This window comes from Alkalilimnicola sp. S0819 (genome assembly GCF_009295635.1).
Classification (GTDB): domain Bacteria; phylum Pseudomonadota; class Gammaproteobacteria; order Nitrococcales; family WHIW01; genus S0819.
In genome coordinates this window covers 249897-268191 of sequence record NZ_WHIW01000004.1, presented here as the reverse complement: position 1 = coordinate 268191, position 18295 = coordinate 249897, and the positions used below count along the sequence as shown (strand labels likewise).

The following is an 18295-nucleotide window of genomic DNA, read 5'->3' as shown; positions in this document are numbered from 1 at the left end:
ACACATTGCCCGCCGAGTCCACATCGGTGGGCAGCAGGCCCAGCACGTTCTCGTAATGATGCCGCGCCGCCTTCATGTCCAGCACACGCAGATTGATGTGACCTATGCGCATAACGCCCATGTGGTTCTCCTCCTAGATGCTCTTGAAAAAGGGACTCTTGCGCGCGTTCTGCGCCGCATCCGCGGCGGTGATGAACTTCTCCATGTACATGTCCCGCTCGTACAGGCGTCCGCGAATCAGGGTGGTGATACAGGCATCGATCATCGGCGGCGGCCCGCACAGATAGGCCTTCCAGCCTTGGAAGTCGCCGTTGAAATGCTGTTTCGCCACGTCGTGAACGAAGCCGGTGGCCCCTTCCCAGGCATCGCTGCCTTCGGGCTCGGAGAGCGCCGGCACGTAGGTGAAGTTCTCGTGCTGCTCGGCAAGCGCCACGAATTCCTCGTGATAATAGAGCTCACCGCGGTTGCGGGCGCCGTAGACCAGGGTGATGGGGCGGGTCTCGCCGCGCTCCAGCAGGTCCTTGATCATGCAACGGGGGCTGGAAAGCCCCGTGCCGCCGGCGAGAAACAGCAGATTCTCCGGGGCGGAGCGGCGCACGAAGAAGCGGCCGTAGGGGCCGGAGAGCTCCAGCTTGTCGCCCACCTTGAGCTTCTCGTGGATGTAGGTGGTGGCCTCGCCGCCGGGCACCTTGCGGATGTTCAGCTCAATGAGCTTCTTTCCGGATGGCGGGTTGGACAGGCTGAAGGCGCGTGCCTGGGCCACCTCCGGCAGGCGCAGGTTGATGTACATCCCCGCCTGGAAGTCGATGCCCTCGCCGTCCAGTTCGATGAACACGGCTTTGGCCGTGGGGGTGATGTCCTCGATGGCGGTGACGGTGCCGGTATAGTCCCGTACCGCGTGGCGCTCGGCATCCGGCTCCTCTTCCACGTCCGCCTCGATCACCAGGTCGGATTCGGCGGTGGCGCAGCAGGCGAGGGTGATGTTCTCCTCGCGCTCGAAATCCATCAGCGCGAAGGGTGAGGCGTCGCCGTGCTCGTACTCGCCCTCCACCACCTGCACCTTGCAGGTACCGCACAGGCCATGACAGCAGGCGTGGGGCAGCCAGACGCCGGCGCGCAGGGCCGCATCCAACACGGTTTGTCCTTCCTCGACTTCGATGGTCTCGCCGAGGGGTTCTACGGTGAGCTCGTAACTCATGTCTATCCTCCAGGCCTTGCCGAGCCGCGGCCCGCCCGGTGCGGGCGGGCTCGCATCAGGCTCGGCCTCAGGTGGCGCTGCCCTTGATGCCCTCCAGGCCCGGGGTGCGCATGCGGATCACGGACTTGTGCTCTATGCCCTGCTCCGCCAGGCCCTTGTCCATGTCGGGCGTGAAGGGCTGCTGATTCACCGTCCACGCCACGGCGTCCCAGTCGATCTTCTCGAAGTCCGGGTGCTTGCCGTAGGCGCTAGGCAGCACCTCTTTCACCAGCGCCTCGAAGGGCATCTCGGGGGGCAGAGGGAGGGCCACCGGCGAGCAGAACATCAGGTGCTTGTCCCAGCCGAGGTACACCAGCTGCTTGCCGTGAAAGTTCTCCTGCACGTCCTTGGGCGTGCCCTGGTAGTCATACATCGCTTGTACAGGCATGTGTTGCTCCTCCAGGCCGTTGCCCCGACGGTTTCCGCCGGGGCGACGACGACAGGTGTTTTACTCGTTGGCGGCCTTGGCCAGGGTCTCCTCGGCCTCTTCGGCCAGCCCCTTCCAGCGCATCCAGTTGGCGTAATCCTGGGAATCGCGGTAGTCCAGGTTGTCCTGGCCGTGGACCAGGTGGTACCACTCCAGCACCTCGGGCACCGAGGCGCCGCCGCAGTTGCCCTGGTAGATCTGATGCACCGGCAGCCAGGCCTGCACGTACTTCTCCGGCTCATCGTCGAAGATGTCCTTGCAGCCGTCGGAGCAGAAGTGATACCGCTCGCCCTGGTACTCGCTGCTGCGGTAGCAGATGGTGGTCGGGTCGTCCGGTTCGGTGAACGCCATCGGGATCTGGCAGGTCTGACACAGCTGCGGCAGGGAATCGTTGTAGTAGCGGTTGCCCCGCGCGTGCTGCTCGGCCCAGTATTCGAAGCGCGGCCGGTAGTACTTGTCGAAGGTCTCCGGGTACTTCTCGGACAGCCAGGCCATCTCGGACTCATCCGGCAACCAGCTGTGGAAGGCCGCGGCATGGCCGTAGTTGTAGAACACGCTCCAAACCTCGTGGGAGAGGCGCTTCTTCTCCTTGACCGAGACCTCCCAGTACTTGGGCTTGCGGATGCCATAGCGCTCCAGGTCGTCGAACAGCGCGCCGCCGTTCTGCTCGAAGTACATCTCCCAGGCCTCCTGCCAGGACATGACCCGCTTGGGCAGCATGTAGTCCATCATCATGGAGACCAGGCTCAGCAGCCGATAACCGCGCCAGAACCACTTGTCGATCCACTTCTGGACGATGGGCACATTGTCCGGGTCCTGCTCCAGCATGAACTTGATGACTTCCAGCCCCAGGGTCATGTGGCGGGATTCATCGGACTGGGCCGAGAAGCCGAAGGTCACGGTGGCCATGTCGCCGTTGTAGGCCGCCCCGCTCATGAAGGGCATGAACAGCAGGTTGGTCAGCACGTACTCGAAGCTGAACGAGATGGCGGTGACGAACTCGAAGGGCCCGGCGGACATGGCGTCGTCGAAGAAGGACTTGGGCACGGACAGGTACCAGACCCGATCATGCATGTGCTGCCAGTCGTGGAAGCCGTTGAAGTACTTGTTGTACTGGGCAATGGTGTGGATCTGGGTCTGCACGTGGCGCAGCTCGTCGATGCTCTGCATCTGGCAGGCCACCTGGGCGCCCACGCCCGGGAACTGCCGCCCGGCCATGGCGAAACCGCGATGGGCGGCGTACTCCAGTGGGCTGACCCCCGTCAGGAACAATTTGAGCGCGTTGATGTAGCGCGCATCCGTCACGTTCAGCTGGCCGTTGTTCTGGGCGAAGGCGTCGATGATGGAGTAGAGCTTGCGCTCCTTCTCCGCCTGGTACTTCCAGTAGGCGTCCATGGTCAGGCGGAAGGGATCCTCCCACTTGCTCCAGTCATGGATCTTGATGCCCTCGAACTCCGCCTGGGGATAGATGGCGGACTTGTCCTGGTAGCTCGGCTCCCAGCCCAGGTCGCGGGTCAGGCGCTGGTACTTCTCGCGCAGGTTCATGCGTTTGGCGTTGCTCATGATCGTGCTCCTCCTTCGATTAGCGCAGACGCTCGAGGCGGAATGCGTCCTCGGTCTCGTCGACGTTGCCGGAAATGGAGATCAGGTTGATGTGGATTTCCTGGGGGTCCCAGTCGCGGCCGATCAGCTCCTCCACGGTCTCGCGCTTGATCACCAGTTGCCCGGGGGCGTCGATCTTCACCATCGCCGGAAAGTGCTCGATGGTGGCGTCGCGGTTGTCCTGCTCGATGGCCTCGATGATCGGTCGGGCCTCTTCATTGTTCTGCAGGGCGATGTAGACGGTGTTGTTCGTCATGGGGGTCTCCTCCGCCGGCGGGCCTTACAGGTCCAGACCGGATTTCTTCGCCGCGCGGGCCTTGAGTTCGTCCTGCAGCTCGCTCATCACCGACTGGGCCTCGCCGCCCAGCCCGTATTCGGCGACGGGCGCGAGCGCCGCGGCCACCCGGGGCATCCAGGCATTGATCCACTGCTCGATCTGCTGCTTGTTGGCATCGGACTCCTTCGCCGCCACCTTCAGCACCGCATCGGTCCAGCGACAGTGCTCGGTGTACCACTCGCTCATGAACTCGGTGAGCATGGACAGCCCGGCGCCGGATTCGCGCTCGAACACCGCATCGATGCGGTCGTAGACCAGCGGATAGAGCAGGCCGTCCAGCACGTAGTCCTGGGCCACCAGCAGCTCGAACCAGTCCTTCTGCACCATCAGCTCCTCGGCCAGCTGGCGCAGGGGCTGCCACAGGGGCTCATCGGTCCAGGCCTGCTTGCCCGCATCCAGGGTCTCGGCGCTGTTGCCGTCGATCATCAGGCCGATGCGCGAGAGGTACTGGGCGATCGCCAGCCGGTCCATCCCGGTGAACATGGCCGCCTGGGTGGTGGCGGTGCCGTAGCCGTAGGCGCAGATGTAGGTGTTGTTGAGGTTGGCCGCGTATTCCAGATGCCGCAGGGGCACCAGCAGCTTCGCCGCCTTGTCGCGGGAGGCCTCGCTCATGGTCCCCAGCAGCTTGCGCTTTTCCACGAAGGCGAAATTGCGCTCGGCCACTTCCTGCTGCCTGGAACGGGTCATGACCCAGGTGCCGTAGTAGTACTGGCGCGGGTCCTTCAGCGCGTACCAGTCCTCCATGGCGATCCGGGTGCGGCCGGTGTCATAGAGCTCGTGCTCGGAATCCCACAGGGGGCGGTAGTGGAAGTTCACCGTCGGCTGCAGGTCGTACATGGCCTCCAGGTAACGAGAGGCGGGCTTGTCCGCACCCAGCCGTCGGGCCACGTTGGCGAACGTGTGCCGCAGCGGCTCGATGGACGAAGTCTTGATGTCGATGCTCATGCAATCTCCTCCTGAATGAATGCGAGCCGGCTCTATAGACCGGCTTCGCGCCACTTCTTGCGATCCATGTCCACCCGCTGGGCGGCGGCCTCGCTCAGGTGCTCCACTCGGTTGGCGCGGCAGAACTCCTGAAAGGCGGCCTGGGGCAGAATCAGCTCCACGTAGAGCTCCGGGTCACCCACGGAAAAATCGAACTCGACAAAGCCGTCGAGCCGCCTATCGGTGACCCGCACATAGCGTTGCTGCTGATCGGTACTGGCCATGGCCGGGGCTCCTCCTGTCAGTTCGGGCCGGTGCGTCCCTGTCTGCGCACCGTGCCTCGGGGAGGGCTATAGCAGGGTCCGTGCCAAATGAGTAACGGATTGTTTTTCCGGGCTTTATTGCGGTCGCAACAAAAACGCCCGCAGGCGTCTGAGCTGAGCAATTCATCAAGCTGCGGCGCAGCATTTGATGATTTGATAAAGGGGCACAGCACGTGTGCCGGTGCAGCATGCAATGCGCCCCGCCTGCGCCTATGCTGGAGTGCACCAGGGAAGCAGCGGAGATCATCGGCCCATGTCCGGCGCCCCCGTACCCAAGAACTTCGACCAGCTCTTCGAGCAGCTCAAACTGCGCTTCGAGCACGGCCGCATCCTGCTCGAGAAGCAGCGCATGGTGTTGCTCCACACCGGCGCGATCGCCGCGCTGCGCAAGGAGTTGGTGGAGAGCCTGGGGCTGGACCGGGCCCGGGGCGTGCTCACCCGCATGGGTTATGCCTCGGGCCAGCGGGATGCGCAGATGTGCCGGCGCATGATTCCCAACGCCTCCGACGAGGAACTGATGCACCTGGGCCCCGCGCTGCATTCGCTGGAAGGGGTGGTGGAGGTGGAACCGGCGGAGTTGGACATCGACATCACCGCCGGGCGTTATTACGGCGAGTTCATCTGGCGCAACAGCTTCGAGGCCGACGTGCACCTGGAAACCTTCGGTCTGGACGTGGACCCGGTGTGCTGGATCCAGATTGGCTACGCCTCGGGCTACACCAGCGCAGTGATGGGCCGCTTCATCATGTATCGCGAAACCGAATGCCGCGGCCGCGGCGACAAGCGCTGCTACATCATCGGCAAGCCCGCGGAGGACTGGGCCGACGCCGAGCGGGACCTCAAGTACTACCGCCCCGACCGGGTGGCCGATCAGCTCATCGCCCTGCAAACCCAAGTGGAGCAGCTGCGCTACAACATCGACGAACAACTGGGCCTGGGCGATATGGTCGGCACCTCGGAGGCCTTCAAGGATGCCGCCGAGATGGTCGCCAAGGCCGCCCGGAGTCAGATCACCGTGCTGCTGCTGGGCGAGACCGGCGTGGGCAAGGAGATGTTCGCCCGCGCCCTGCATGGGCTGAGCGCCCGCGCCGAGAAGGCCTTCGTGCCCATCAACTGCGCGGCGATTCCCGAGGAACTGATCGAATCCGAACTCTTCGGCGTGGAAAAAGGGGCCTTCACCGGCGCGGCCCAATCACGTCCCGGGCGTTTCGAGCGCGCCCATGGCGGTACGCTGTTCCTGGATGAAGTGGGCGAACTCTCCCCCGCCGCCCAGGCCAAGCTGCTGCGGGTGCTGCAGGAAGGCGAGTTCGAGCGGGTGGGCGATACCCAGACCCGGCGGGTGGACGTGCGCCTGGTGGCCGCCACCAACGTGGAACTGGCCCAGGCCGTGGAGGCCGGCCGCTTCCGCGCCGATCTGTACTACCGACTCAACATCTACCCGGTGCTCCTGCCCCCGCTGCGCGATCGCCGCGAGGATATCCCGTTACTGGCCCTGCGTTTTCTCGATAAGCACACCGCCCGCCACGGCAAGAGCGTGCGCGGCGTCAGCTCGGCCGCCCTCACCGCCCTGCAGCAATATCCCTGGCCCGGCAATATCCGCGAACTGCAGAACATGATCGAACGCGGTGTGATTATCGCCCCACCGGGGGGCGAGATCGAGGTAGAGCATCTGTTCTCGACCCTGCACCCGCCCCCCGCGCAAGCAGCCGAGCCGGAACCGTCGGAACCTCTGGACTCCCTGGTGGACCAGGCCCTGGGGCGGGAAACCTCGCTCGAGGAACTGGAGCTTCGGTTGATGGAGGCCGCCGTTGAGAAGGCCGAGGGCAACCTCAGCTCGGCCGCCCGCATGCTGGGGCTGACCCGCCCGCAGCTGGCCTATCGGCTCAAGAAACACGGCAGACACATGTAGATCAGCGCACAAAAGCAGGGCGAGCAGGCAGATCCGGAGGGCCTGTGGCGCCGGTTCCGGGGTGGGTCGCCGTTCGCGCCAGGGCCAGACGCCCGCAAGCCCCTGCAAAGCAGCGGTCCCAACCCCAACCTGTTAACGTAGCGCCTATACACAGAGCCCGGAGCCCGACAGCCCATGTGGTCCTTGCCGCAACTGCCCCGCACCCGCACCTTGAAGCGCATCGGCCTGCTCACCAGCGGCGGCGATGCGCCGGGCATGAACGCCGCCATCCGCGCGGTGGTGCGCACGGCCCTGTCCCGCGGCATCGAAGTGCGCGGTGTGCAGAAAGGGTATTCCGGCCTGGTGGCCGGCCACTGGGTGGACATGGACCGCGCCTCGGTGGCGAACATTCTGCAAACCGGGGGAACGGCGCTGAAGACCGACCGTTGCGATGCCTTCCATGACCCCACCGTACGCGCCGACACCGCCGCGCGGCTGCGCGGCGCCGGCCTGGAGGCGCTGGTGGTGATCGGTGGGGATGGCTCGCTCTCCGGCGCGCACCTGCTGGAGCAGGAAACGGGCTTCTCCGTGCTGGGCCTGCCCGGGACCATCGACAATGACATCTGGGGCACCGAGGACACCATCGGCTTCGACACGGCGGTGAACACGGCCCTGGAAGCCATCGACCGGTTGCGCGATACCGCCACCTCCCACGAGCGGGTGTTCCTCGTGGAGGTCATGGGCCGCAATTCGGGCTTCATCGCCGCCACGGTGGGAATCGCGGGGGGTGCGGAAATCGTCATCACCCCCGAGCGGCCGGTGGATGATGAAACGGTGCTGGAAGCACTGAATTTGAGCCAGGAGCGGGGCAAGCACTCCAGCCTGATCGTGGTGGCGGAGGGCGAGGATCCGCAATTCATCAATCGCCTGAACGAGCACCTGAACGCCGCGGGTTATCAGGCTCGCGCCTGCATCCTCGGCCACATTCAGCGTGGTGGCAGCCCCACCGGGCACGACCGGGTGCTCGCTTCCTGCCTGGGCTATGCGGCGGTGGATCACCTGCAGGCCGGCCTCAGCAATATAATGCTGGGGGTGCAGGAAAACCGCGTGCTGGGCGTCCCCTTGAGCGAGGTCATCAGTCGGCGCAGGCAGACACCCGAAGCGCTGCTGGAGGTGGCGCGGGTGCTGGCCACCTAGGAGAGCGGCGCGGGCCAAGCCCTACGGGCCCTGGTGGCGCAGGCCGAGTGACCTCGGTCCATGGCTGACGGCGGGAAAAGGCGACTCAAGGCGTGCGCCGATTCGGGAACCCACGGTTACCCGAGCAGCAGTTTCAACCCCACCAGCAAGGTCACCACCTCGAAGACCCGCTTGATGAACCCACTGCCCCGCGCTATCCCCCAGTGCGCGCCGACATAGCCGCCCAACAGGCTGCCGGCGATCAATACCGGCAGCCAGGGCCAGTGAATCTCGCTCACCAGCCCCAGGGTCAGCGCACCGGTGCCATTCCAGAACAGCCCCACCATCACCATGGTGTGCGCCACCGCCCGCTTGTAGTCCAGTCCGAACCAGCGCACCAGCCAAAGCGTCACGAACAGGCCGCTACCGGAAGTCAGCGAACCGTTCAGCATGCCGCACAGGAACAGCGGCACGGCCCCGATCAGGTAGCCCGGCACGTCCCGGTGACGCGGACGCCAATGCTGCCCCAGCTGCGGCCGCAGCGCGGAATAGAGCGCCAGGGCCACGGTCAGGCCACCCAACGCCAGCTCAGCACTACGCTGGGGAACTCCCACCACCAGCCGCGCACCCAGCACCACCCCGGGCAGACCGGCCAGCAGCATCAGCAGCACAAAGGGCTTCTCCAGCAGACGCTCGCGGAAATGCCGCCCACCGGCGCCCAGCCCCAGGGCGACGGTGGCCACCTTATGGGTCGCCAGCGCCACCGGGAAAGGCAAGCCCAGGAAGATGATCGCCGGCAGCTGCAGCAAGCCCGCGCCCCCGCCGGCCAGTGCCGAGGCGGCGTTGGCGGCGAAGGCGACGATAAACAGCAGTAGTTGTGATAAAACGTCCATCAAGAGGGCATAGCCGTTCGTTTGGGAGGGCACTATTGCGACGCGCCAGGGAGGGGCGCGAACCTCGCACCGCCGCGGCGCCCGCTTCGCCGCAATGCCAGAGTACACAAGGGGTGAATACCCATGAATCCGAAGCTGCCACTGACCCTGCTCTGCCTGGGCGCCTTGCTCGCCACCGGCCCGGCGTCGGCGAGGCTCTACAAATGGGTGGATGATCAGGGCAATGTGCATTATAGCGACAAGGTGCCTCCGCAGGATGCGCGCCGCGAGCGAGAGGTGAAATCCGGCGAGACCGGCGCCACGGTGGACCGTGTCGCGCCACCCCCCACGGCGGAGGAGTTGGAAGCGCAACGCCGCCAGGCGAAAGCCGAGGCCGCGCGGCGCGAGGCGCGCCGGCAGCAGGCCGAAGAGGACCGGCGCCTGCTGCTGACCTGGTCCAGCGCAAAGGATATCGAAGCGGCGCGGGATGAGCGCCTGGACACGCTGGATGGGCGCATCAACATCGGTGAGCAGCGGGTTGCCAGCCTGCGCGAACAAATCGCGCAGGCGATGCAGCGGGCGGCGCGCGCCGAGCGCAACGGCGGCTCGCCCCGGCGCCAACACCAGCGCATAGAGGAACTGGAAGAGCAGATCGCCGAACAGCAGCGCCACATCGCCGCGCAGCGCGAGAAGCGCGCGGCGCAGGCCGAGCGTTTCGAGCGGGAGATCCGCCGCTACCGGGAATTGCGCGGCGGCGGCGGGGATTGATCAGCGGCGGCTCAGGGCCGTGAGACTTGCGCCTCGATCAGCGTGCCCACACCCGAATCCGTGAACAGTTCCAGCAGCACCGCGTGACGCACACGCCCGTCGACGATATGGGCTGAGCGCACGCCGTTCTGCACCGCATCCAGGGCGCAGCGAATCTTCGGCAGCATACCGCCATGGATGGTGCCATCGGCGATCAGCGCCTCCACCTGCGGCGCGTCCAGGCCGGTGAGCAGCCCCCCTTCCTTGTCCAGCAACCCGCGGGTATTGGTGAGCAGCATCAGCTTCTCCGCCTTCAGCACCTCGGCCAGCTTTCCGGCGACGGTGTCGGCGTTGATGTTGTAGGCGCGACCGTCCTCCCCGACGCCGATGGGCGCGATGACGGGGATGAAACTGCCGTGTTCCAGCATGTCCACCACGGAGGCGTCGATGGAGGCCACTTCACCCACATGACCGATGTCCCGCCCGGCATCTTCCCTGGCGCCGCCAAGGGTGAGCTTGCGAGCACGGATCAGGCCACCGTCCTTGCCGGTGAGCCCCACCGCTCGCCCACCGTGGCTGTTGATCATGCTGACGATTTCCTTGTTCACCGCGCCGCCCAGCACCATTTCCACCACATCCATGGTCTCGGCGTCGGTCACGCGCATGCCGTCGATGAAGCGGCTCTGCTTGCCCAGACGCTCGAGCAGCCGTCCGATCTGCGGGCCACCGCCATGCACCACCACCGGATTGAAGCCCACCAGCTTCATCAGCACGATGTCCCGAGCGAAGCTGCGTTTCAGCTCCTCCTCGACCATGGCGTTGCCGCCGTATTTGACGACGATGGTCTTGCCGCGGAAACGTTGTATGTAGGGCAGGGCCTCGGTGAGTACCCGGGCGACGTCCTGGGCGCTGGACAGGGAGCTGGCGTCATCGGTCATGGCGTAAGGGATTCCGATCTGAAATGAAACAGCGCGAAGCGCGCCGGCGGCCATCGCCGGGCGCTTCGCGCGTGATGTTATACCGTGAAATACCGTGTACCGCGAACAGCGGTTCAGAACGGCAGGTCAATACCCGGCTTCACCGCCTGCAGGTGCTTGCGGAAGGCCGCCTGGATCCGCTCCAGCGCCGCCTGATCATCGGCCTCGAAGCGCAGCACCAGACACGGCGTGGTGTTGGACGCGCGGACCAGCCCCCAGCCGTCGTCGAAGTCGGCGCGGATGCCGTCGATGGTGCTGATCCGCGCCTCCCGAAACTCCTCGGCCAGGCGCTGCTCCAACTCGGCCATGAGCCGCGGCGGCTCGCCCTCGTCCAGATCCACCCGCAATTCCGGGGTGCCCAGGGCCTCGGGCAGCTCGGCGAAGACCTCGGTGCTGCTGCGCGGATCCCGGGAGAGGATCTCCAGCAGGCGCGCGGAGCTGTACATGGCGTCATCGAAGCCGTACCAGCGCTCCTGGAAGAAGATGTGGCCGCTCATCTCACCGGCCAGCGGCGCGCCCGTCTCCTTCAGCTTGCCCTTGATCAGCGAGTGGCCGGTCTTCCACATCAGCGGCTTGCCGCCTTCCTCGCGGATGAGCTGCTCCAGCTGCGCGCTGCACTTGATGTCGTAGACGATCTCCGCACCCGGCTGGCGGCCGAGGATATCACGCGCATAGAGCATCATCTGCCGGTCCGGCCAGATGATCTTGCCGGTGGCGTCCACCACGCCGATGCGGTCGGCATCGCCGTCGTAGGCCAGGCCCAGGTCCGCGCCCTGCAAGCGCACCAGGCTGGCCAGCGCTTCCAGGTTCTCCGGCACGGTGGGGTCCGGGTGATGGTTGGGGAAGTGGCCGTCCACCTCGCAGAACAGCTCTTCCACCTCGCAGCCCAGCGTCCGCAGCAATTGCGGCCCTATGGCGCCGGCCACCCCGTTGCCGCAGTCCAGCACCACTTTCAGCGGCCGATGCAGGGTAATGTCGCCGGCGATTCGGTCGATGTAATCGGCCACCACCTCCTGGCTGCGAAGCCCGCCCTCGCCGCTGATGAAATCCCCCTGTTCCACCCGCCGGCCCAGCGCCTGTATGGCCTCGCCGGACAGGGTCTCGCCCCCCAGCATGATCTTCAGGCCGTTGTAATCCTTGGGGTTGTGGCTGCCGGTGACCATGACCCCGGCCTGGGTGCCCAGGTGGTGGCAGGCGAAGTAGGTCACCGGCGTGGGCACCTGGCCCACATCGATCACATCGCGCCCGGCGGCGCGCAGCCCCTCGATCAGCGCCGCCGCCAGCTCCTCGCTGCTCAGCCGCCCGTCACGCCCGACCACGATCTCCTGCTGGCCCAGGGCGGCAGCCTCGCTGCCGATGGCCTGGCCCAAAAGGCGCATCACCCCGGCGTTCAAGGCCGGGCCGACAATGCCGCGTATGTCGTAGGCACGCAGAATGGCGGGGTCCAGCACGCCATTGCCGGCGACCGGAGCCTTCAGGACTTCATTCATGTTTCCTTCCCTGGATTTGCTGATTGTTTCCGGTTCCATGTCCACGGTTTCCACCACCAAGCCGCCCATGTCGTCAAGGGCTTCGGTGACGGCACGTGGCGACGCCTGGGCGAACGGGCCGCCATCGGGGCCGGGCGCCCCGGAGTCCAGCCGCTCTTCCACAGCGCGGGCGGCGCGTACACCGCGGGCGATCGCCGGGCGGAACAGGCCGAGCCCCACCGGGTACTCCAGCTTCAGCTGGCCGGCCTGCAGATCCTCCACGATCTCCGCCAATCGCCCGCTGTCGGCACGCAGGCGGCGCCCCAGGAGCGCCACGATGCCCAGGCTACCGATCAACAGAAGCACCAGTGCCACCAGCAGCACCCCTGCCACAGTGGCGGTCGCGCCGGCCCCCTTCAAGTCGGCGGGCCAGTAACGCAGTTGCCAGGGCGTACCGGGCACCGGGGCGACGAAGGCCTGAGCCTCGCCCGCATTGCCCAGCGCCAGTACGCGCGCGCCACCTCGGTGCTCCAGCAGCAGGCTGCCACTGCCGTCACCGGGCAGCGCCGCGCGCAAGGCCGACGGCGGATAGCTCAACACCAGGCTCCCCAGCACCTGCTCCGCGATCGACACCGGCTGGACCAGGTTGAGGTGCGCCTGCTCACTGCCGGGCAAATGCGCCTCAACGGCCGGCGCCTCGCCGCTTTCCTCGGCGCGGCGCAGCATGTCCAGCAGTGCGTAACCCATCGGCGGGGTGGCCTGAAGATCAGGCTGGCTGCGCCCCGGCTCCACGCTCATCAGCCGCAGCGCCTCGGGGAAGGCGCTGCGCAGCATTTCCAGACGCGTTTCTCGCCGCACCGGGTCCGCCCAGGCCGCCCGCAGTTCGGCACTCTGGGCAATGCTCGCCAGCGCCTGCTGGCGCTCGCTCAGCCAGCGCCCGACCCGGGCGGCCTGCAGCTCCGCCTGGGTCTGCTGCGCCGCGACCAGTTGCTTCTCGGCCTGTTGGTCCGCGCCCCGCGCCAGCCAGCTCAGGCTTGCCAGCAACACCACCATGGCCAGGCCCGCCCACGCCAGGCCATATAGCCACAGCGGCTGCCCCGCCGCCGGCACGACCCGGCCGATCTTCATGCGCAACGCCTTCATGATGCCCCCCTGATTCCTTTTCAGCCCCGTCCGGAATGCCCGAAGCCGCCGTCCCCCCGGCGGCTGGGCCGGAACTCGTCCACCAGCTCGAAGCGCGCATGCACCACCGGCACCAACACCAGCTGGGCGATCCGCTCGCCGGGCTGGATGGTGAAGCTGTCAGCGCCGCGGTTCCAGCAGGACACGAACAGCTGCCCCTGGTAGTCGGAGTCGATCAGCCCCACCAGATTGCCCAGCACGATGCCGTGTTTGTGGCCCAAGCCGGAGCGGGGCAGGATCACCGCCGCCAGCGCCGGGTCGGCGATGTGTATCGCCATGCCGGTGGGAATGAGTAGCGTCTCGCCCGGCGCCAGCTCGGTGTCCGCATCCAGGCAGGCGCGCAGGTCCAGCCCGGCGGAGCCTTCGGTGGCGTAGTCGGGGAGCGGGAATTCCGTGCCCAGGCGCGGGTCCAGGATCTTCAGCTCAATATTGCGCTTCATGGCGTTCCGTTATCAGTGTAATCAGCTCCCGGGCGAGCTGCGTCTTGGGCTGCTGCGCCAGTGCGCGCCGGCCGCCCTCCCAGAAGACCTCCAGCGCATTGTCGTTGGCGTCGAAGCCCCGGCCCTCCCCCACCCAGTTGGCGGCGATCATGTCCAGTTTCTTGCTCCGGCGCTTGCCCTCGGCGTAGTGGGCCAGCTCATGGGTTTCGGCGGCGAAGCCCACGGTGAAGGGCGGTGCGGGCAGGGCGGCCACGTCGCGCAGGATGTCCGGGTTGCGCCGCAAGCTCAGGGCGAGGCTGTCCTCGCTCTTCTTGATCTTGCGCTCGGCCGCCTCCACCGCTCGGTAATCCGACACCGCGGCGCTGGCGATGAAGATATCGGCTTCGGCCACCCGGCCCATCACCGCCCGGTGCATCTGTTCGGCGGTTTCCACGTCGATACGCTCCACGCCGGCGGGTGTGGCCAGCGCGCAGGGCCCGGCGACCAGCAGCACCCGGGCGCCGGCCGTTCTGGCGGCCTCCGCCAGGGCGAAGCCCATTTTCCCCGAGCTGCGGTTGCTGATGTAACGCACCGGGTCCAGCGGCTCCCGGGTAGGGCCGGCGGTGATCAGCACGGTGCGCCCGCGCAGCGCGCCGCCCGCGTAGTGCGCGCCCAAGGCGGCGACCAATTCGGGCGGTTCCAGCATGCGGCCGTCGCCCACCTCGCCGCAGGCCTGTTGACCGGCGCCGGGCCCCAGCAGGCGCACACCCCGCTCAGCCAGCAGCCGGGCATTGGCCTGGGTGGCGGCGTTGGCCCACATCAGCCGGTTCATGGCCGGGGCGAGGAACAGGGGAGCGTCGGTGGCAAGACAGACGGTGCTCAGCAGATCGCTGGCGTGGCCATGGGCCAGCCGCGCCATGAAATCCGCGCTGGCGGGGGCGATCAGCAGGGCATCGGCCCAGCGGGCAAGCTCGATATGCCCCATGGCGGCCTCGGCGTCCGGGTCCAACAGATTCTGGTGCACCGGCTCGCCGGAGAGAGCCTGGAAGGTAAGCGGCGTGACGAATTCGGCGGCCCCCGCCGTCATTGCCACCCGCACCCGGGCGCCGGCCTCGCGCAGCTTGCGCACCAGGTCGGCGGCCTTGTACGCGGCAATGCCGCCGGTGACTCCCAGCAGGATGTGGCGTTCGGCAAGGGCGCTCATGCTCTTCGGGCTCGTTCGGCTCAGCGGGCAGGTGCGCTCAAGGTTAGCGGCAAAGCGGGCCGGCGGCAAAAATCCCGCCCCGGCGAGAACGATCAACAATAGCGAAGGAGGGACGATGCCCATCACCGACTGGCCTCTGGCCGAGCGCCCACGGGAAAAACTGCTCGCCCAGGGGGTGGCGGCACTGTCCGATGCCGAACTGCTCGCGATCTTCCTGCGCACCGGCCGCCCAGGCCTGAGCGCGGTGGGCCTGGCTCGGGAGCTGCTGCAACGCTTCGGCGGGCTGCGCGCGCTGCTGGAGGCGGATCTGACGGAGTTTTGCCGGGAGCGCGGGCTGGGGCCGGCCAAGTACACCCAGTTGCAGGCGGTGCTGGAGATGGGGCGGCGGCACTTGTGGGCAAAACTGCAGCGCGGCGAGGCCCTGGGCAGCCCGGCGGACACCCGGGCCTACCTGACGGCCAAACTGCGCCATCACCCGCACGAGGTGTTCGCCTGCCTGTTCCTGGACAACCGCCACCGGGTGCTCGCCTTCGAGGAGCTTTTCCGCGGCACCATCGACGCGGCCAGCGTCTACCCGCGTGAGGTGGTCAAGCGTGCCCTGGCGCTGAACGCCGCCGCACTGATCCTCGCCCACAACCACCCCTCCGGGGTGGCCGAACCCAGCCGGGCCGACGAATTGCTTACCCGCCGCCTGGGGGAGGCACTGGGGCTGGTGGATATTCGCTTGCTGGATCATTTCGTGGTGGGAGACGGTGAGGCCGTCTCCTTCGCCGAGCGGGGGCTGCTGGCATGACAGACAAGACCCGGGCCATACGCCGTGCCTGCACAGCCATCGCGGTAGTAACATGAACGATGAACGCACTCGGCGAGGCATCAGCATGAACACAGACACAGCCGGCGACCCCCGGGTTCTGACCCGGATCCAGCCGCGACCCGGCAAACTGGGCGAGCATTTCGACGTGCAGCGTGCCCTGCCCTCGGCGGCCTGCCGCCGGGTCGGCCCCTTCGTGTTCCTGGACCGGATGGGCCCTACCCGCTTCCCCGCGGGCGCGGGCCTGGACGTGCCGGCCCATCCCCATATCGGCCTGGCTACCGTGACCTGGCTGTTCAGCGGCGAGCTGCTGCACCGGGACAGCCTGGGCACGGTGCAGCCCATACGCCCGGGCGAGGTAAATTGGATGACCGCCGGCCGGGGCATCGCCCACTCCGAGCGCAGCCCTGCCAGCGTTCGCCGTGGCGAGCACGAACTCTACGGGCTGCAGGCCTGGGTGGCGCTGCCGCGGGACCTGGAGGCAACAGCCCCCAGCTTCGCCCATCATGGCCGTGAAGAGCTGCCCCGCATCGAGCAGGACGGTGCGCGCCTCACACTGATCGCGGGAGACTGGGCCGGGGAACGCTCGCCGGTGACCACCCATTCCCCGCTGTTCTACGCTGAACTGTCGCTGCAGGCCGGGGCCCGCTTCACCTTCCCCGCCGAGCACGAGGAACGCGCCCTGTATCTGCTCGCCGGCCGTCTGCCCGCCGACGCCGACACTGCCTACGAAGCGGGCGAACTGCTGGTCCTCGCCCCTGGCACGCCCGTGGAGCTGCATGCCGAGACGGGCCCGGTGCACGCCATGCTGCTGGGCGGCGCACCGTTGGATGGCCATCGGCACATCTGGTGGAACTTCGTCGCCAGCGAACGAGCGAGCATCGAGCAGGCCAAGGCCGATTGGGCGGCCGGGCGTTTCGCCGCCGTGCCCGATGAGCACGACCCGCTGCCCCTGCCGGGGCCCAAGCCGGCACCGGTGAAGTACCCGTGAGGCGATAATTAGTGCCGAAAATGAAACAGTCATTTTCGGCACCCCTTCGCACCCTGGCCAGGCGGTAAGCTGTGTGCAAGTCAAGGCACAAGCCACGGGAGGCTCCCATGAAAACGCGCGAAGTACGGCATATCCTCAACGGCCAGCCCGCCTCCGACGGCGCCGGCGTGAAACTGCTGCGCATTCTCAACCCCCAGCAGCCGCTGGATCCGTTCCTGATGCTCGACGAGTTCAACTCCGAGCGGGCCGATGACTACATCGCCGGTTTCCCCGCCCACCCCCACCGGGGTTTCGAGACGGTGACCTACATGCTCGAGGGGCGCATGCTCCACGAGGACCATCTGGGCAACCAGGGCCTGCTGGAGAGCGGTGGCGTACAATGGATGACCGCCGGACGGGGTATCATCCATTCCGAGATGCCCCAGCAGGAGGCCGGGCGCATGCATGGCTTCCAGTTGTGGATCAATCTGCCGGCGGCGGAGAAGATGAAACCGGCCAGCTATCGGGACATCACGCCCGGGGAAATCCCAGTGGTGGACCTGCCCGGCGCCCGGGTCAAGCTCATCGCCGGAGAACTGGCCCATGCGGGCGGCACCACCCAGGGCGCGGTGCACGGCATCGCCACCGAACCCATGGTGCTGGACGCGGCGCTCACCGCCGGCGCCGAGCTCAGCCTGCCAATTCCCACGACGCACACGGCGCTGGCCTATGTGTTCGAGGGCGAGCTGGTGTTCGGCGGTCGAGGCATCCGCCGCGGCCAGATGGTGGTGCTGGGGGACGGCGACTCGATAGACATGAGCGCCGCGGATCAGGGCGGGCGCGTCCTGGTGCTGGCCGCGAAACCACTGGGCGAACCCATCCGCCAGTACGGTCCCTTCGTGATGAACACCGTGGAAGAGTTGGAACAAGCACTGCAGGACTACCGGGACGGCCGGCTCACGGGTTGAGCCGGCCCCACAGGACATTCAGTATGAGCAGCGATCAGGACGACACCCCAGGAACCGGCGCGCCCGGCGACGTGACCCATGTGGCCACCGCCCGCCTGCCTACCCGGCATGGCGAGTTCACCGCGCACATCTACCGCAACCGCACGGATCAGACGGAGCACATGGTGCTGGTGCGGGGCGAGGTGCGCGGGCAGGAGGGAGTGCTGGTTCGGCTGCACTCCGAATGCCTGACCGGCGATGTCTTCGGTTCGCTGCGCTGTGACTGTGGCGAGCAACTGGACCGGGCGCTGGCGATGATGACCGAGGAGGGCCGGGGTGTGCTGGTCTACCTGCGCGGCCACGAGGGCCGGGGCATCGGTCTGAGCGCCAAGTTGCGCGCCTATGCGCTGCAGGACCGGGGCTATGACACGGTGCAGGCCAACGAGGCGCTGGGCCTGGCGGTGGATGCGCGCAGCTACGATGCCGGCGTCACCATCCTGCGCGATCTGGGCGTGGAGAGCCTGCGGCTGATCTCCAACAACCCGCTCAAGTTCGCCGAACTGGAGTCGCTGGGTCTGCGCATCGACGCGCGCATTCCGCTGCGCATAGCGCCCAACCCCGAAAACCGCGAGTATCTGCGCACCAAACAGCAGCGGCTGGGCCATAGCCTCGCCCTGGACGACCCGGAGCAGGCTTGAGGGATTTCCCGGCGCCGGTGGCCGGCGACCCACGGCAACCGAACACTGGGGAGAAGCACTGCTCACCTCCCCTGAGCCATCTCCT

The 18295-nt window shown here is 67.0% G+C and carries 18 protein-coding genes; 7 read left to right on the top strand and 11 right to left on the bottom strand.

Annotated features, from left to right (window positions below; translation table 11 throughout):
• Positions 1-133 precede the first annotated feature (133 nt).
• The 6 genes from GBG68_RS05600 to GBG68_RS05575 all read right to left on the bottom strand — a co-directional run bounded on the left by GBG68_RS05600 (position 134) and on the right by GBG68_RS05575 (position 4811).
• Positions 134-1198 carry an NADH:ubiquinone reductase (Na(+)-transporting) subunit F gene (locus tag GBG68_RS05600; RefSeq protein ID WP_152145942.1) on the bottom strand — a complete coding sequence of 355 codons (1065 nt, stop codon included), beginning with the start codon at positions 1196-1198 and terminating at the stop codon, positions 134-136.
• 67 nt (positions 1199-1265) lie between these two features.
• Entirely contained in the window at positions 1266-1625 is a 360-nt protein-coding gene (locus GBG68_RS05595; RefSeq protein WP_152145941.1) for a phenol hydroxylase subunit P4, read from the bottom strand.
• A gap of 60 nt (positions 1626-1685) precedes the next feature.
• On the bottom strand, positions 1686-3227 hold the full coding sequence (locus GBG68_RS05590) for an aromatic/alkene/methane monooxygenase hydroxylase/oxygenase subunit alpha (protein WP_152145940.1): 1542 nt from the start codon (positions 3225-3227) through the stop codon (positions 1686-1688).
• Positions 3228-3246: 19 nt separating this feature from the next.
• A complete protein-coding gene (locus tag GBG68_RS05585) occupies positions 3247-3522 on the bottom strand; it encodes an MmoB/DmpM family protein (RefSeq protein WP_152145939.1) in 276 nt (91 codons plus the stop codon).
• A 24-nt stretch (positions 3523-3546) separates the two neighbouring features.
• Positions 3547-4548: an aromatic/alkene monooxygenase hydroxylase subunit beta gene (locus GBG68_RS05580; RefSeq protein WP_152145938.1), complete on the bottom strand. Its 1002-nt coding sequence runs from the start codon at positions 4546-4548 to the stop codon at positions 3547-3549.
• A gap of 32 nt (positions 4549-4580) precedes the next feature.
• A complete protein-coding gene (locus tag GBG68_RS05575) occupies positions 4581-4811 on the bottom strand; it encodes a phenol hydroxylase subunit (protein WP_152145937.1) in 231 nt (76 codons plus the stop codon).
• Between the two features lie 292 nt (positions 4812-5103).
• Here GBG68_RS05575 and GBG68_RS05570 point away from each other — a divergent pair, with 292 nt between their 5' ends.
• Both GBG68_RS05570 and pfkA read left to right on the top strand, forming a co-directional pair.
• On the top strand, positions 5104-6759 hold the full coding sequence (locus GBG68_RS05570; protein WP_152145936.1) for a sigma-54-dependent Fis family transcriptional regulator: 1656 nt from the start codon (positions 5104-5106) through the stop codon (positions 6757-6759).
• Positions 6760-6933: 174 nt separating this feature from the next.
• The gene (gene pfkA / locus GBG68_RS05565) at positions 6934-7935 is read left to right on the top strand and encodes a 6-phosphofructokinase (protein WP_152145935.1); all 1002 of its coding nucleotides are present in this window, start codon (positions 6934-6936) and stop codon (positions 7933-7935) included.
• 116 nt (positions 7936-8051) lie between these two features.
• Here pfkA and GBG68_RS05560 read toward each other — a convergent pair whose 3' ends face one another.
• A complete protein-coding gene (locus GBG68_RS05560) occupies positions 8052-8807 on the bottom strand; it encodes a sulfite exporter TauE/SafE family protein (RefSeq protein WP_152145934.1) in 756 nt (251 codons plus the stop codon).
• 123 nt (positions 8808-8930) lie between these two features.
• On the opposite strand from GBG68_RS05560, the gene GBG68_RS05555 reads away from it, so the two are divergent.
• A complete protein-coding gene (locus GBG68_RS05555; RefSeq protein WP_152145933.1) occupies positions 8931-9554 on the top strand; it encodes a DUF4124 domain-containing protein in 624 nt (207 codons plus the stop codon).
• A gap of 11 nt (positions 9555-9565) precedes the next feature.
• Here the strand turns inward: GBG68_RS05555 and argB are convergent, their stop codons facing one another.
• From argB to coaBC, 4 genes are all read right to left on the bottom strand, one after another.
• On the bottom strand, positions 9566-10471 hold the full coding sequence (argB, locus tag GBG68_RS05550) for an acetylglutamate kinase (RefSeq protein WP_152145932.1): 906 nt from the start codon (positions 10469-10471) through the stop codon (positions 9566-9568).
• Positions 10472-10584: 113 nt separating this feature from the next.
• Positions 10585-13122, bottom strand: coding sequence for a phosphomannomutase/phosphoglucomutase (locus GBG68_RS05545; RefSeq protein ID WP_226801667.1), 2538 nt, complete (start codon positions 13120-13122; stop codon positions 10585-10587).
• 20 nt (positions 13123-13142) lie between these two features.
• The gene (dut, locus tag GBG68_RS05540; RefSeq protein WP_152145931.1) at positions 13143-13601 is read right to left on the bottom strand and encodes a dUTP diphosphatase; all 459 of its coding nucleotides are present in this window, start codon (positions 13599-13601) and stop codon (positions 13143-13145) included.
• Positions 13585-14784, bottom strand: coding sequence for a bifunctional phosphopantothenoylcysteine decarboxylase/phosphopantothenate--cysteine ligase CoaBC (gene coaBC / locus GBG68_RS05535; protein ID WP_152145930.1), 1200 nt, complete (start codon positions 14782-14784; stop codon positions 13585-13587). The genes dut and coaBC overlap by 17 nt, the downstream gene beginning before the upstream one ends.
• 115 nt (positions 14785-14899) lie before the next feature.
• Here coaBC and radC point away from each other — a divergent pair, with 115 nt between their 5' ends.
• The 4 genes from radC (at position 14900) to ribA (ending at position 18210) form a co-directional block, all read left to right on the top strand.
• Positions 14900-15577: a RadC family protein gene (gene radC, locus GBG68_RS05530; RefSeq protein WP_152145929.1), complete on the top strand. Its 678-nt coding sequence runs from the start codon at positions 14900-14902 to the stop codon at positions 15575-15577.
• 85 nt (positions 15578-15662) lie between these two features.
• Positions 15663-16586 carry a pirin family protein gene (locus tag GBG68_RS05525; RefSeq protein ID WP_152145928.1) on the top strand — a complete coding sequence of 308 codons (924 nt, stop codon included), beginning with the start codon at positions 15663-15665 and terminating at the stop codon, positions 16584-16586.
• 107 nt (positions 16587-16693) lie between these two features.
• Positions 16694-17533 carry a pirin family protein gene (locus GBG68_RS05520; RefSeq protein ID WP_152145927.1) on the top strand — a complete coding sequence of 280 codons (840 nt, stop codon included), beginning with the start codon at positions 16694-16696 and terminating at the stop codon, positions 17531-17533.
• 23 nt (positions 17534-17556) lie between these two features.
• Positions 17557-18210: a GTP cyclohydrolase II gene (gene ribA, locus GBG68_RS05515; protein WP_152145926.1), complete on the top strand. Its 654-nt coding sequence runs from the start codon at positions 17557-17559 to the stop codon at positions 18208-18210.
• Positions 18211-18295: the final 85 nt, after the last annotated feature.

Bases quoted from the DNA above. Each gene is read 5' to 3' on its own strand.
- GBG68_RS05580 (WP_152145938.1), bottom strand. From the start codon at position 4,548: ATGAGCATCGACATCAAGACTTCGTCCATCGAGCCGCTGCGGCACACG.
- GBG68_RS05525 (WP_152145928.1), top strand. From the start codon at position 15,663: ATGAACACAGACACAGCCGGCGACCCCCGGGTTCTGACCCGGATCCAG.
- radC (WP_152145929.1), top strand. From the start codon at position 14,900: ATGCCCATCACCGACTGGCCTCTGGCCGAGCGCCCACGGGAAAAACTG.
- GBG68_RS05570 (WP_152145936.1), top strand. From the start codon at position 5,104: ATGTCCGGCGCCCCCGTACCCAAGAACTTCGACCAGCTCTTCGAGCAG.
- GBG68_RS05590 (WP_152145940.1), bottom strand. From the start codon at position 3,227: ATGAGCAACGCCAAACGCATGAACCTGCGCGAGAAGTACCAGCGCCTG.
- argB (WP_152145932.1), bottom strand. From the start codon at position 10,471: ATGACCGATGACGCCAGCTCCCTGTCCAGCGCCCAGGACGTCGCCCGG.
- GBG68_RS05560 (WP_152145934.1), bottom strand. From the start codon at position 8,807: ATGGACGTTTTATCACAACTACTGCTGTTTATCGTCGCCTTCGCCGCC.
- GBG68_RS05545 (WP_226801667.1), bottom strand. From the start codon at position 13,122: ATGAAGGCGTTGCGCATGAAGATCGGCCGGGTCGTGCCGGCGGCGGGG.
- pfkA (WP_152145935.1), top strand. From the start codon at position 6,934: ATGTGGTCCTTGCCGCAACTGCCCCGCACCCGCACCTTGAAGCGCATC.
- GBG68_RS05585 (WP_152145939.1), bottom strand. From the start codon at position 3,522: ATGACGAACAACACCGTCTACATCGCCCTGCAGAACAATGAAGAGGCC.
- coaBC (WP_152145930.1), bottom strand. From the start codon at position 14,784: ATGAGCGCCCTTGCCGAACGCCACATCCTGCTGGGAGTCACCGGCGGC.
- ribA (WP_152145926.1), top strand. From the start codon at position 17,557: ATGAGCAGCGATCAGGACGACACCCCAGGAACCGGCGCGCCCGGCGAC.
- GBG68_RS05595 (WP_152145941.1), bottom strand. From the start codon at position 1,625: ATGCCTGTACAAGCGATGTATGACTACCAGGGCACGCCCAAGGACGTG.
- GBG68_RS05600 (WP_152145942.1), bottom strand. From the start codon at position 1,198: ATGAGTTACGAGCTCACCGTAGAACCCCTCGGCGAGACCATCGAAGTC.
- dut (WP_152145931.1), bottom strand. From the start codon at position 13,601: ATGAAGCGCAATATTGAGCTGAAGATCCTGGACCCGCGCCTGGGCACG.
- GBG68_RS05575 (WP_152145937.1), bottom strand. From the start codon at position 4,811: ATGGCCAGTACCGATCAGCAGCAACGCTATGTGCGGGTCACCGATAGG.
- GBG68_RS05520 (WP_152145927.1), top strand. From the start codon at position 16,694: ATGAAAACGCGCGAAGTACGGCATATCCTCAACGGCCAGCCCGCCTCC.
- GBG68_RS05555 (WP_152145933.1), top strand. From the start codon at position 8,931: ATGAATCCGAAGCTGCCACTGACCCTGCTCTGCCTGGGCGCCTTGCTC.